Source organism: Shewanella sp. 1CM18E (assembly GCF_023161665.1).
Classification (GTDB): Bacteria; Pseudomonadota; Gammaproteobacteria; order Enterobacterales; family Shewanellaceae; genus Shewanella.
In genome coordinates, this window is sequence record NZ_JALNTW010000028.1 from 1 (window position 1) to 13,237 (window position 13,237).

11 protein-coding genes and 2 tRNA genes are annotated in these 13,237 nt (G+C 43.1%); 5 read left to right on the forward strand and 8 right to left on the reverse strand.

Translation table 11 applies throughout. From position 1 onward, the window contains the following. The first annotated feature begins 681 nt into the window (after window positions 1-681). The 5 genes from MSG37_RS20955 (at window position 682) to rimI (ending at window position 4,774) form a co-directional block, all read left to right on the forward strand. The gene (locus MSG37_RS20955; protein WP_248472707.1) at window positions 682-2,745 is read left to right on the forward strand and encodes a PhoX family phosphatase; all 2,064 of its coding nucleotides are present in this window, start codon (window positions 682-684) and stop codon (window positions 2,743-2,745) included. Window positions 2,746-3,447: 702 nt separating this feature from the next. Beyond that, window positions 3,448-3,524, forward strand: a tRNA-Trp gene (locus MSG37_RS20960). Between the two features lie 203 nt (window positions 3,525-3,727). Continuing rightward, a tRNA-Trp gene (locus MSG37_RS20965) sits at window positions 3,728-3,804 on the forward strand. Between the two features lie 185 nt (window positions 3,805-3,989). Beyond that, on the forward strand, window positions 3,990-4,337 hold the full coding sequence (locus MSG37_RS20970; RefSeq protein ID WP_248472709.1) for a hypothetical protein: 348 nt from the start codon (window positions 3,990-3,992) through the stop codon (window positions 4,335-4,337). Then, window positions 4,337-4,774: a ribosomal protein S18-alanine N-acetyltransferase gene (gene rimI / locus MSG37_RS20975; RefSeq protein ID WP_248472749.1), complete on the forward strand. Its 438-nt coding sequence runs from the start codon at window positions 4,337-4,339 to the stop codon at window positions 4,772-4,774. The genes MSG37_RS20970 and rimI overlap by 1 nt, the downstream gene beginning before the upstream one ends. An 81-nt stretch (window positions 4,775-4,855) precedes the next feature. Here rimI and lipA read toward each other — a convergent pair whose 3' ends face one another. The 8 genes from lipA to mrdA all read right to left on the reverse strand — a co-directional run bounded on the left by lipA (window position 4,856) and on the right by mrdA (window position 13,185). Further along, window positions 4,856-5,821 carry a lipoyl synthase gene (lipA, locus tag MSG37_RS20980; protein WP_248472711.1) on the reverse strand — a complete coding sequence of 322 codons (966 nt, stop codon included), beginning with the start codon at window positions 5,819-5,821 and terminating at the stop codon, window positions 4,856-4,858. Continuing rightward, on the reverse strand, window positions 5,814-6,473 hold the full coding sequence (gene lipB / locus MSG37_RS20985; protein WP_248472713.1) for a lipoyl(octanoyl) transferase LipB: 660 nt from the start codon (window positions 6,471-6,473) through the stop codon (window positions 5,814-5,816). Before lipB ends, lipA begins: the two co-directional genes overlap by 8 nt. A gap of 94 nt (window positions 6,474-6,567) precedes the next feature. Further along, window positions 6,568-6,834 (reverse strand): DUF493 family protein YbeD, encoded by a 267-nt coding sequence (gene ybeD, locus MSG37_RS20990; protein ID WP_248472715.1) that lies wholly within the window; start codon window positions 6,832-6,834, stop codon window positions 6,568-6,570. A gap of 259 nt (window positions 6,835-7,093) precedes the next feature. Beyond that, window positions 7,094-8,266: a serine hydrolase gene (locus MSG37_RS20995; RefSeq protein WP_248472717.1), complete on the reverse strand. Its 1,173-nt coding sequence runs from the start codon at window positions 8,264-8,266 to the stop codon at window positions 7,094-7,096. Window positions 8,267-8,369: 103 nt separating this feature from the next. Continuing rightward, window positions 8,370-9,152, reverse strand: coding sequence for a septal ring lytic transglycosylase RlpA family protein (locus MSG37_RS21000; RefSeq protein WP_248472718.1), 783 nt, complete (start codon window positions 9,150-9,152; stop codon window positions 8,370-8,372). Further along, window positions 9,139-10,137, reverse strand: coding sequence for a lytic murein transglycosylase B (gene mltB, locus MSG37_RS21005; protein WP_248472720.1), 999 nt, complete (start codon window positions 10,135-10,137; stop codon window positions 9,139-9,141). Before mltB ends, MSG37_RS21000 begins: the two co-directional genes overlap by 14 nt. A gap of 88 nt (window positions 10,138-10,225) precedes the next feature. Next, window positions 10,226-11,332, reverse strand: a complete 1,107-nt coding sequence (rodA, locus tag MSG37_RS21010) for a rod shape-determining protein RodA (protein WP_248472722.1) — start codon at window positions 11,330-11,332, stop codon at window positions 10,226-10,228. After that, window positions 11,329-13,185 carry a penicillin-binding protein 2 gene (gene mrdA, locus MSG37_RS21015; RefSeq protein WP_248472723.1) on the reverse strand — a complete coding sequence of 619 codons (1,857 nt, stop codon included), beginning with the start codon at window positions 13,183-13,185 and terminating at the stop codon, window positions 11,329-11,331. Before mrdA ends, rodA begins: the two co-directional genes overlap by 4 nt. Window positions 13,186-13,237 lie beyond the last annotated feature (52 nt).

Sequence of the window (13,237 nt, forward strand, 5' to 3'; positions counted from 1 at the left end):
GAAGTGAAACGCAATATCGCCGATGGTAGTGTGGGGTCTCCCCATGTGAGAGTAGGTCATTTCCAGGCGCCTATTTAAGTAGAAAAGCCACCTGAATAAGGTGGCTTTTTTTCGTTTGGACGATATAAAAGTAATTAAGATTACCTAATCAATGTATCGTTATAGGTTAAGGTGACTTTCTACTTAAGCACGTACGTGCAATACCTACTCCCGACGTCGACCCGCCGCTGAGCGGGGTCTCCAGCTTCGTAACAAGTTACTCGCGCTTCAAAGCCCTTGAATGCGTGGCATCCAAAGCAGGGCTTCTTCGCCCCCATTTGTTCGCTGCGCGAACCGAGGGCGATTATATGCTCCAGCATAATCGACACTTACCACATCCATGTGGGTCGTAGGTCATTTCCAGGCGCAACTTTGATTTCATTTTTGCAAAAGTGAAGACAAAACAGAATTCTCGAAAGAGAGGCTAGAAAGCCCGCTACCATATAGCTGGCTTTTTTGCGTCTGCAATTTAATTAATCATGCAGTCCAAACCTCATCGTTTTATGGCTGATCTAATCAGTTCTGCATTCATAAGGTTTTATTTCTGTCATACGCATTAAGTTAGTTTGTCATATTTTGTTCTTATTCTGCTGGTCGACAATTACAAAAACGATTGATTATTTTTGACTGCAAGGATGAATTATGAGCAAGGCTACATTTGATCCAACTCGCTACAACAAAAGTAAAAACACCCCATTTAATGAAGTGCTAGATAAACACATTTCACGACGTAATTTTGTCAGGAGCGGTCTAGGTTTAAGCGCTATGACAGCGTTTAGTGGCTTTGGCATGATGGGATGTAGCTCAAGTAACGACTCTTCAGCGACTGATACTACGCCAACAACGCCTGATCCAGACGTACCTAATGTAAGCCAAGCAATTTTGGGCTTTGACTCTATCGCTGGCTCAAAAACTGATGCGGTAGCGGTTGCTGCTGGGTACTCTGCTTATGTGTTAGCGCCTTGGGGAGAGCCATTGAATGACAAAGCCAGTGCATTTAAGCCTGACGGCTTTAATACTGCTGAAGATCAAGCCAATTCAATGGGCATGCATCATGACGGTATGCACTTCTTTCCTCTAAATGAAGCGGGTGACGATGGTCTGCTTTGTGTTAACCACGAATATATTGATCAAGCGGCATTGCATCCAATGGGACCGACAGCTGATGCTGATGGTAACCGCAGCATACTTGATGAAGTTCGCAAAGAGATCAACGCACATGGCGTTTCAGTTGTGCGTATAAAGCTCAACAATGGTATGTGGGAAGTGATCAAAAATGACTCGCACAATAGACGGTTCACCGGTGCCTCTGTGATGGATATTTCTGGACCATTAGCTTATAGCGCATATCTTGAAACCCGTTACTCGCCTGATGGTAGTCAAGCACGCGGCACGCTTAATAATTGCGGTAATGGCTATACTCCTTGGGGCACGTATTTAACCTGTGAAGAAAACTGGCCTGGCTATTTTGTTAATCGTGGTGAATTAACTGAAGAGCAGGAGCGTATTGGACTATCAACATCTGGCACTCGATATGGGTGGGATCAGCTTGCAGGTAATGATGAAGAGCGCTTAGATGAGTTTGCTCGTTTTGATGTGACGCCTTCGGCGGCTAGTGCGGCAGGTGACTACCGCAATGAGGCTAATGGTCATGGCTATATCGTTGAAATTGACCCATATAACCCTAATTCGCGTGCGGTAAAACGTACAGCGTTAGGTCGTTTTCGCCATGAAGGCTGTACTTTTGGTAAGCTAGAGGAAGGCAAGCCTGTTGTTTTCTATTCTGGTCATGATTCCCGTTTTGAGTACTTGTATAAGTTTGAGTCTAAAGCGTTATGGAACGCAGCCGACGCGGATTCTACTAATCGCATTGCCACTGGTGATAAGTATATGAACGACGGTACCTTGTATGTTGCCAAGTTCAATGAAGACGGTATTGGCGAGTGGTTACCTTTGACTTTAGACAGCGTGACAACAGATGGTAAGACCTTAGCAGATAGCTTTGATTCAATTGCGGCAATTATTCTAAATACTGCTGGGGCAGCGGATCTCGTCGGTGCTACGCCAATGGACCGCCCTGAGTGGGCGAGTGTTGATCCATTTACTGGTACTGTTTATCTGACGCTGACTAACAACACTAAGCGCGTTGACAGCACTAACCCTGCAAACCCTCGTTTGAATAATAGTTTTGGTCATATCATTCGATGGGATGAAGGTAGCACTGCTACTGAATTTACTTGGGATATTTTTGTCTTTGGTTCGCCGGTTGATGGCGATGAACAAACTAACCGCTCTGGCCTAACCGATTTAAATCAATTTGCCAGCCCAGACGGGTTAGCTTTTGATAAGCGCGGTATTTTATGGGTACAAACCGATAACGGTGCAGATGAAGTCGAAGACTATACTAATGACCAAATGCTAGCGATCGTTCCATCTTCAATGACGGATGAGAATGGCCAACAGCAGGTAGTTAATGCTGATAATCAAGCGGAGTTAAAAAGATTCTTTGTCGGTCCAAACGGCTGTGAGGTCACAGGTTTCGCTATTACCTCTGATTACACCACGGTATTTGCCAACATTCAGCACCCAAGAAACTGGCCCTATTCGACTGTCGCGACAGAAGCAACACCTGATGGCTTGTCAGTAAGGCCTCGCGCAGCAACCGTTGTTATTCGTAAAGACGACGGTGGCGAAGTCGGTATTTAATTAGATTTTAATGTATCTGTTTAGGTACGAGTTTTGATGTAATGCCCCTTTTTAAAGGGGCATTTTATTGGCTAGTAGTAAGGTTATTTATGATTAGAAATAAATACTGCGAAAAATTAATAGTGTAGTGCCAATCTTGCAGTTTTTTGTTGGCAGGCCCAACCACCTATTTCAGTAGGTTTTATTATCAATTAGGTTCTGTCTGAGCATCTTTAATGTCGTTGTGGATTAACGCACCATTTGATTACTTATCAGCACAAGGATCTGTTTTTTTTAATAATGGGTCCATGGAGGTTCGCTTGGCGTATCCAAGTGATACACGGCTTATAGGTTCACTTAAACATAGCTTGTTAACTCTAGAGATTGTTGAGTTTTGTTAATAGTGAACTACTCAACCCGTCTAACAAATGTTCACTCCAGTTGTTGCTATTTCCACCCGTCTATGGCGGTAGTGATTTAGTCGATTCTATAGTGATATATTCATAGCGCTTTGTTAATGCATGGGCTGGAAAGCTCTCTTTTAGGGAGTTCGATTCATAAAGGCGAGTATAGACCCGTCTACAGAAAGTCGATCTTTTATGGTTTCAGCTCATTTTATGCTTGAAGTACGTACTAAACGCCTGAAAAAACTGCAAACAGCGGCTTTAGTGCAAAAAGTACTTTACCTTTTGGCCAATATTAAGCAAAATCTAACGCATCAACAGGGGTATAGTTCCAATTGGTAGAACAGCGGTCTCCAAAACCGATGGTTGCGAGTTCGAGTCTTGCTACCCCTGCCAAATTTAGAAAAGCCGAGCATTAGCTCGGCTTTTTCGTATCTGTAGTTTACCATTATTTTACCTGCGAATTTTATATCGGTTGGCATTGATGCTTGTTGTTGGCTGAATACTGCTGTTTGGGTGAAAAATCTGCAGTTAGTCACCTCCTTCTTAAATAGTGCTTTACCTTTTAAGGGAGTTTTAGCATAATGCGTTCCGTCAACAGGGGTGTAGTTCCAATTGGTAGAACAGCGGTCTCCAAAACCGATGGTTGCGGGTTCGAGTCCTGCCACCCCTGCCAAATTCAGAAAAAGCCGAGCATTAGCTCGGCTTTTTCGTATCTGCAATTTGCCGTAATACCTTATATTAATTGGTATAAGAGTGTGCTGTAGACTGAATCTTATCAGTAGATGCAGGTTAACTCTGTAGCAACTTACTGTTATGCTTTCGCTAAATCATTTATATCCTCTATTCGATTGAGTTGTCATGGAAAAGAATGCTTACCTTGATGCCATGGGCATTACTCGCTGGAAAAAAGCTGTGCCTCAAAATGAAGTACTAACCGTGCTGGTAAACCCACTTAGAATTAAAGAGGTTGATAGCCCTATTATTAGTAAGGTGCTTGCTTTAATAGGCGTCGATATTGCTCATTGCCGTTTTGCTGTTAGGGCTGAACCTAACGCTAATGTGATTTGGGATATGCGTGGTAAGCAAGCGGTTGCTGCTGACGATAGACTCATTTCTGCGCCTATTAACGAGCTTGAAGCAAATATTGAAGCTAAAAGAGCGTTGTGGGGCAATATGCAAGCTTATATGGCTAAAAAGGGAATATGATGCTTCCAGTATTGTTATGTGAGGATATGTGTTCGCAAATGGCTATTGTTGCGGCGAGAGCTCATAGTCATCCGATGAGCGAAGCAAGTATTAAAAGCTGTTTTGGACATCTGTATACAAGCTTTGGGATTATTGAGGATGACTCGCTTTGTGGTTTTGCGATTTTGCATCAAATCTTTGAAGATGCAACCTTGATGGATATTTGTGTCGATCCCAAATCACAGGGAAAGGGCTTTGGCAAAGCGCTATTAACCGCTGTTATTGCTGCAAGTAAAGAAAAAGGAGCTGAGGTACTCTTACTTGAAGTGAGACAATCTGGTACCACTGCAAGAGCATTATATGAATCGCTTGGTTTCGAAATTACAGGTGTGCGTAAGGGCTACTATAAAACCCAAACTGGCGCTGAAGATGCGGTATTGATGCAACTGTCATTTTAAAGTGTTGCACGACAAATTGAGTGAGAGTCAGATATAAAAATAGCGCCTATAGGCGCTATTTTTATATGTACAAAGAGTAGATTACTTAACTTCTTTGCCTTGGGCTTGTAGATCTGCATGGTAGCTTGAACGAACTAGCGGACCACAAGCTGCATGAGTAAAGCCGATGCTTTCAGCAAGCTCTTTTAGCTCATCAAACTCAGCAGGCGATACATAGCGCTCTACTGGTAAGTGGAACTTAGATGGCTGTAGATACTGACCTAAAGTTAGCATTTCAACGTTATGTGCGCGTAAGTCATGTAATACTTGTGCGATCTCTTCGTTGCTTTCACCTAGACCCATCATCAAACCTGACTTGGTTGGAATGTTAGGATGGCGATCTTTAAACTTCTTCAATAGATCAAGCGACCACTGATAGTTAGCACCCGGACGCGCTTTGCGGTAATGCATTGGCGCCGTCTCTAGATTGTGGTTAAACACATCTGGTGGCTCAGTGGCTAAGATCTCCAGTGCTGCATCAATGCGGCCGCGGAAATCAGGAACCAAAGTTTCAATTTTGATCTCTGGATTGAGTAAACGAATTTCGCGAATACAATCGGCAAAGTGCTGTGCACCGCCATCACGTAAATCATCACGGTCAACTGAAGTAATAACAACATACTTCAATTTCATGTCTTTAATAGTTTGAGCTAATTTCTTTGGCTCTTCAGCATCAGGCTTTAGCGGACGACCATGGGCTACATCGCAGAATGGGCAGCGACGAGTACAAATCGCGCCTAAGATCATAAAGGTCGCTGTGCCGTGGTTAAAGCACTCAGACAGATTCGGGCAAGATGCCTCTTCACAAACTGAATGTAATCCGTTTTTACGCAGAGCTTGTTTAATATCGGTAATGCGCTGATTTGATGCAGGTAACTTTACTCGCAGCCAATCAGGCTTTCTAAGCATGGTGTCACGTTCAGATGGCACCACTTTCACAGGGATGCGTGAAACCTTGTCGGCGTCTCTTAGTTTAACGCCAGGTTGTAATCTTTCAGGCCTATTCATATGACTCTGGTAATCCTTGGTGGTGAACTAGCTTGTCTAAACCGAGTTCTTGGCTGAGAGTTTCAATTAGCTGCAGACCTGCGTCTTCGACGGTTTGTGGTCCACCAAGCTGCTTGCATTGGATCATTTCCATACCAGCGTAACCACAAGGGTTAATGCGCTGAAATGGCGACATATCCATATCGACATTAAGGGCCAATCCATGGAATGAGCATCCTTTACGGATCCGTAAACCTAAGGATGCAATTTTGCGTTCTTCAACATAAACCCCAGGTGCATCAGCTTTGGCATAGGCTTCTATCTGATGACGCTTAAGCATGTTGATAATGCTTTGCTCAATATGGGTGACAAGTTGGCGTACACCCACTTTGAGCCGCTTTATATCGAGGAGAGGGTAAACAACCAACTGTCCTGGCCCGTGATAGGTCACTTGGCCACCTCGGTCTACCTGAATAACAGGAATGTCACCTGGGTTTAGGATGTGCTCACTCTTGCCTGCTTGGCCTTGAGTAAATACTGGATTATGTTCAACAATCCAGATCTCATCTTGACTGTTTTCATCGCGATTATCTGTGTAGTGTTGCATTGCATGCCACACAGTTTCGTAATCTTGTTTACCTAAATTGCGAATGTGCAAAGCGTTGTCGTACAAGGGCAACCTCTCCCCTCAAATATTTGTGGGGGCTATTATACGCTGCAAAATGACAAATGTAATCTAGATCACATTTATCATTGATGAGTAATATTTAAAGTACGCGTTTTACACCGTCAATTGCGGCTAATTCGGTGTAAAGTTGTTCAATGTGGTCTTTACTGGTTACTGTTACGCGGATAGTTACTGAGTAGTAAGTACCTTTGCTTGATGCTTTAGTTGATGGCGCGTAGTCACCTGGAGCTAATCTTTGTGCTACTGCTACAACGCGATCTGCTAGTGTTTCGCTTGCATCGCCAACAACTTTAAATGGAAATGAATTAGGAAATTCCATTAACTCATCAAATTTAGTCTCTAACATTTTTTTGCTCTCAACAATTTCAATTACACTTATATGGTGGCAATTATACCTAATTCAAGCCCGATGCGCTTGTTTGATAGTAATGCTTAGCAGATGTGAATTCATACTATAGTTTTTTGCTAACAAACTTATAGATGAAGTGAGCAGCAAGTTAGTAGAAGCAGATAAGGGCTGGAACAGTTAAAATATTGATGCAAATAGAGATAAGTTAAAAACGAAAAAGCCACCCGAAGGTGGCTTTTTGCTAGGTTACCTTAGCTTAGCTAAACCAGCCAGAAAACATCTGCTTAAAGTAATCCATTAATTTGCTAAACCAGCTACCTTCATTAACTTCTTGTAGAGTAACAAGTGGGAACTGAGCAATATCTTTACCGTTAAGTTGGAAATAGATACGACCAACTGTTTCACCTTTAGCAATTGGTGCTTTTAGCTCTTTGGTTAGCTCAAAGTTTGCTTGTAGGTTTTTAGCTTGACCGCGGCTGATTGTGATTGGTGTATCTGTAGTTACACCTAAATCAACAGTTTCACGATCGCCGTACCATATCTTTTGGGTAACGAAAGTGTCGCCTGCAGAATATGGAGTAACTGTTTCAAAGAAACGGAAGCCATAGTTAAGTAGCTTTTTACTTTCAGCTTTACGTGCTGCTTCACTCTTAGTCCCCATAACAACCGAGATTAGACGCATGCCGTCTTTGGTTGCTGAAGTAACAAGGTTAAAACCAGCACCTGAAGTGTGGCCTGTTTTGATGCCATCAACGCTTAAGCTTTTATCCCATAACAAGCCATTACGGTTGTACTGCTTAATGCCGTTATAAGTGAACGATTTCTCTTTGTATACAGCGTACTCTTCTGGCACGTCACGAATAATCGCAGCACCTAGAATTGCCATATCGTAAGCAGTGGTTTTGTGGTTATCTGAATCTAAACCATGGCTGTTTTCAAAATAGCTATCTTGCATATTTAGCTGTTTTGCCCACGAGTTCATTAGATCAACAAAGCCGTCTTCGGTACCGGCAATATGTTCAGCCATAGCAACACAAGCATCGTTACCTGACTGAATAATAATGCCTTTGTTTAGATCTTCTACAGAAACTGTTTTACCAACTTCGATAAACATTTTTGAAGAGTCAGGGAAGTTCTTCGACCAAGCATTTTTACTGATAGTGACTTCATCGCTCGGAGAGATGTTGCCAACTTTAATCTCGTGACCAATAACATAACTGGTCATCATTTTGGTCAAGCTGGCTGGATTTAGGCTTTCGTAAGCATTTTCTTCAGCAATAATTTGGCCAGTGTTGTAGTCCATCAACACATAAGCTTTAGCTGCTACAGTAGGTGCATTTGGGGTGACAACAGGAGCGGCTTGTGCTGACAATACGGCGACTGAGCTCGCAAGCAAAAGCGTTTTTAGAGGTTTGTTCAGTAAATTCATATTAATAATGCACGTCTTAATAGTTTGGTATGAAGAAAGTGTAATTCCTACGAGTATATCATTAGTCGACAACGGAATTCAGCGTTGGTTCATTAAACATGGTTCATTCAGTAAGCAGATAACTACTTGGGTAACCCTCTGTTTTTAGCTTTTCTGTTAGCTTATTAGCAAGAGTTGACTGAGAAATAGGTCCAAGTTGCAATCTATATAAGTTATCGCCGCTTTGAACTCGGCTTTTTACTTGGTATTTTTGCTCAAGGCTGTTAGCTAAGCTTTCAATGCGCTCTTTACTCGAAGATGCGACAACTTGAATATAGTGTTGCTTAGTCCCTTTTAATTCTGCAAGAGCGGCTGATTCTGGATCGGCGATATAAATGACTTCTAAGCTAACGTTTGCAGTGCCTGTTTTGAGCATGTCGAGTCGGTGAGCTGCTGCATAGGAGAGATCGATAACACGGTCTTCATGGAACGGACCTCTATCGTTAACCCGTACTATAACAGTTTTGTCATTTTTAAGATTAGTGACTTTTACGTAGCTAGGCAGTGGCAAAGTTTTATGAGCCGCTGACATCGAATACATATCATAGGTTTCGCCATTTGAAGTCAGGTGACCATGAAACTTAGCACCATACCATGAGGCAATCCCTTTCTCTGCGTAGCCTTCGCCCGTACTCATCACATTGTAGCTTTTACCTAAAACAGTGTAAGTGCTTTTGTTACCGCCGCGGCTGTAGGGCTCATACTTAGGGTGAGCGTCTTCTACTTTGGTTACATCTGGCGCAGAGGTGGGTGCCTTATCGTTGTCAATCTCATAACGGCCGCCACTCGAACACGCCGAGAGCGCAGCAATCACAACTAAAATACTAAGGGCTTTATTGAGTAACATAAGCTTTCTTTAATTCCTGACTAAACTGATAAACCGCCATAGCATAGAGTGGGCTACGGTTATAGCGGGTGATAACATAAAAATTCTTAAGTCCTAACCAGTATTCATCGTGATCAGCTTGCTCAAGCTTAACTAACATAGCAGGCTGTGATACATCTAAATCCATAGACTCTGCTAAGGATACTTCTGGTGATAAGATATCTGCGACTTTGTAGTGCAAGCGCTCACCAGACCATGTTTTTAGGTTATCAGGTAAGTCTTTATTCAAGGTTAATTGTAACGTTACCGGCTGATCTTTTTGCCAGCCATGCTGATGAAAATAGTTGGCTACACTGCCAATCGCATCTGCCTTACTGTTTAACAAATCACGTTTACCGTCATTATCAAAATCCACTGCGTAGTGGCGATAGCTAGACGGAATAAATTGGCCAAAGCCCATTGCTCCAGCATAAGAACCTTTCAAGCTATTAATATCTAACTGTTCTTCTTTTACTAATGACTGCAAGTTTGCAAATTCACTACGGAAGAACTTAGCTCTTGGAGGGTAGTGAAAGCCTAAAGTATAGAGGGCGTCTTTTACTGGGTAGTTACCCATATAACCGCCGTAAAAGGTTTCGATACCGATAATTGCTACGATAATTTGCGGGTCGACATTAAACTCTTTTGACGCTTTAGCAATAAGGTCAGCATGTTCATTCCAAAAGGCTAAACCTGCATCGAGTCGTTTCTCAGTAAGAAAAATAGGGTAGTACTGGTGCCAAGGTTTAGCTTCCCAAGGCTTAGTCATCGCATCAATTACAGCTTGGTTGTACTCAGCATTGGCGATAAATTGGCTGATTTCGGCAGGCTCGAAGCCTTTTTCCGTTTGAGTTTTCATAAATTCAGCTTTGAGTGCATCGACTTCAGCTGATGTTGGGGCTGCAATGGCAGAGCAAGAGAGAAAAGTGAAAGCCAAAGGTGTCACTAAGCGCTTTAAAAGATTCATTTACAGGCAGTCCTTATTAAATGAATAGCATTGTGGTAGGTGATATTGAATGCGCCACAATGCTAATAATATTGTGTATTGAGCTATTTTACCTATCGATAAAACGTCTATGAGTATGAATACTCATTAAGATGCCAAAACCGACCATTAGTGTCAGCATAGATGTACCACCATAACTGATTAATGGCAACGGCACACCTACAACGGGTAAAAGGCCTGAAACCATACCAATGTTGACAAAAATATAGACGAAGAAGGTTAAGGTAATGCTACCAGCTAATAAACGGGCAAAACTGGTTTGCGCGCGTGAGGCAATGACCAAGCCGCGGCCAATTATATAAAGATAAAGTGCCAGCAGCAGTAAAGCACCGATTAAACCAAACTCTTCACCGATAACAGCAAAAATAAAGTCAGTATGACGCTCAGGTAAAAACTCCAATTGCGATTGAGTGCCCTGTAGCCAACCTTTACCTAGTAGTCCGCCTGAACCAATGGCAATTTTTGACTGAATAATATGGTAACCCGCACCGAGAGGATCTTTTTCTGGATCAAGCAGGGTCAACACGCGCGTACGTTGGTAGTCATGCATTAAGAAGAACCACAGCACAGGTAGCATAGCTAATACACTACCAATAAAGGTGCCGACAATCCGCCAGCTCATCCCCGATAAAAACAGCACAAAAATACCCGAGGCGGCAACCAAAATTGAGGTGCCAAGATCCGGCTGTTTGGCAATTAGAATTGTTGGTACTAATAAGATTACCCCTGCACCGGCAAGGTAGCGCTTTTTAGGTGGCAGTGGGAACTTACTGATGTACCACGCCATAGTAATAGGGAAGGCGAGTTTCATTAATTCAGATGGTTGAAACTCCATAAAACCAAGGTTTAACCAGCGCTGCGCCCCTTTATTGATTTCACCAAAAAAGTGCACACCGATCAGTAGAATAATACCTGTTATGTAGATTGGAAATGCCCAGCGTCTGAGTACCTCTGGGTTAATTTGCGCAACTGCAAACATCACCACTAGCGACAAGCCCATGCGAAAAAGCTGACGATCCATCAGGGCGAGATCTTCACCGCCTGCAGAGTAGATAACGAAGAGTCCAAAGCCCATCAGTGCTAATAGACCGAATAACAGTGGCAAGTCTATGTGTAAGCGTTGCCAGATGTTTGGACGGGTATTGTGTGCACTCATTTTGTTTTATTCCATGAATCTCTTAATAAATACTCATCGAGCAGAGCTCGAGCAACAGGGCCAGCATTGACACCACCCCAACCAGCGTTTTCAAGTACTACGGCTAGTACAATCTTAGGGTTTTCATAAGGCGCGTAAGCGACGATTAGAGCGTTATCGCGTAGGCGCTCATCAATATTTTCTGCATCGTATTCTTCATCTTGCGCCACACTAAATACCTGTGCAGTACCGGTTTTCATTGCTGCAGTGTATAGCGCATCGGTAAAGCGCGACTTATGGGCGGTATCGCGCATTGCTTCATTGATGATGTCCCAGTTTTTAGGATCTTTTAATACAATTGGTGGCAACTCATCTGGCGGTGTATCGATTTTTGCCGTTTGATCTTGAATTGACTTGAGCATATGCGGCACAAAACGGCGGCCATTGTTAGCTAAAATCGCGGTAGCATTAGCAAGTTGTAGTGGCGTGGTGGTCCAATAGCCTTGACCAATACCTACAGAAATTGTGTCACCGATATACCAAGGTTGGTTGTAGCGCAGACGCTTCCAGTCTTTAGATGGCATGATGCCAGCTGACTCTTCAAAAATGTCTACCCCAGTGCGCTCACCAAAACCAAATGGCTGCATAAAGTTAGCAATGGAGTCGACACCGGTTTTGTAAGCTAAGTCGTAAAAGTAGGTATCGCAGGAGCTAACGATAGCGCTGTTAACATCTACCCAGCCGTGGCCCCAACGTTTCCAGTCACGATATTTACGCTCGACACCTGGGATCTGCCAAAAACCAGGGTCCCAAATACGGGTTTTTGCGGTAACAGTTTTGTTCTCTAAGCCAAGTAGGGCTAAGTGTGGTTTTACCGTTGATGCTGGTGCATATTGGCCTTGAGTAGCACGGTTAATCAATGGGCGCGACTTAGAGTTTAAAAGCTCGCTATAAGCTTTACTGCTAATCCCATGTACAAACTGATTTGGATCGTAAGTTGGGCTCGAGATTAGCGCTAAAATGCCACCATCTCTTGGGTCAATCGCTACAATAGAGCCACGACGGCCATTAAGCAGTTCTAAGGCTTTTTTCTGGAGATCAAGATCTAACGTTAGGTAGATATCTTGTCCTGGAACTGGCGGTTCTGATTTTAGAGTACGAATAGTTCGGCCGCGGTTATTGACCTCTTCTTCAAGGTGACCGGGCTTGCCAAGTAACATGCTCTCATAGAACTTTTCGATGCCTTGCTTACCAATATCTTTGGTTGCGGCGTAATTTGCCCACAAATTGTTACGCTCTAGAGATGTTTGGTCTCGGCTATTAATCTTGCCAACGTAACCTAAAGCATGGGTCATTAAACCGTTATAAGGATAATGGCGTTTTAGACCTGCCTCGACAGAAATCCCCGGGAAGCGATGCTGGTTAACACTAAATTCGGCAACTTGCTCTTCAGTAAGCTTATTTTTAATGGTTAGCGGTTTAAAGCGGCGGTGATACTTGAGCGAGTCGAGTACGTTTTCTTTGTCATCAGCTGACAGTTCAATAACCTGACTTAGCTCATCTAAAGTTTCGCTGACGTTTTTAACCTTTTCAGGCACCATTTCTAACGAGAAAAATGGTTGGTTTTCAGCGAGAAGTTGGCCATGGCGGTCGTAAATAAGACCACGGCTAGGAGCAATAGGAACAACGCGAATACGATTGTCGTTTGAGCGAGTTTCGTAATCTTTAAAAGAGGTGATTTGCAGATTATAAAGATTTGCGAGCAATAAGCTCAGCAGGATAAACACACATAAAAACGTAAACAGGGCACGACTTTTAAACAGCGACGCTTCGGCCGCATGGTCGTTCATGGTTATGCGCTTTCTTGGGGACACTTACATTCTCTCCTGCTTAAAAAAGGGTGCCAAGCACATATCCTAATCCTGT

Coding starts and splice junctions, on each gene's coding strand:
- lipA (WP_248472711.1), bottom strand. CDS start 5,821: ATGAATAGGCCTGAAAGATTACAACCTGGCGTTAAACTAAGAGACGCC.
- MSG37_RS20995 (WP_248472717.1), bottom strand. CDS start 8,266: ATGAATTTACTGAACAAACCTCTAAAAACGCTTTTGCTTGCGAGCTCA.
- MSG37_RS20955 (WP_248472707.1), top strand. CDS start 682: ATGAGCAAGGCTACATTTGATCCAACTCGCTACAACAAAAGTAAAAAC.
- mltB (WP_248472720.1), bottom strand. CDS start 10,137: ATGAATCTTTTAAAGCGCTTAGTGACACCTTTGGCTTTCACTTTTCTC.
- MSG37_RS21000 (WP_248472718.1), bottom strand. CDS start 9,152: ATGTTACTCAATAAAGCCCTTAGTATTTTAGTTGTGATTGCTGCGCTC.
- MSG37_RS20970 (WP_248472709.1), top strand. CDS start 3,990: ATGGAAAAGAATGCTTACCTTGATGCCATGGGCATTACTCGCTGGAAA.
- ybeD (WP_248472715.1), bottom strand. CDS start 6,834: ATGTTAGAGACTAAATTTGATGAGTTAATGGAATTTCCTAATTCATTT.
- rodA (WP_248472722.1), bottom strand. CDS start 11,332: ATGAGTGCACACAATACCCGTCCAAACATCTGGCAACGCTTACACATA.
- rimI (WP_248472749.1), top strand. CDS start 4,337: ATGCTTCCAGTATTGTTATGTGAGGATATGTGTTCGCAAATGGCTATT.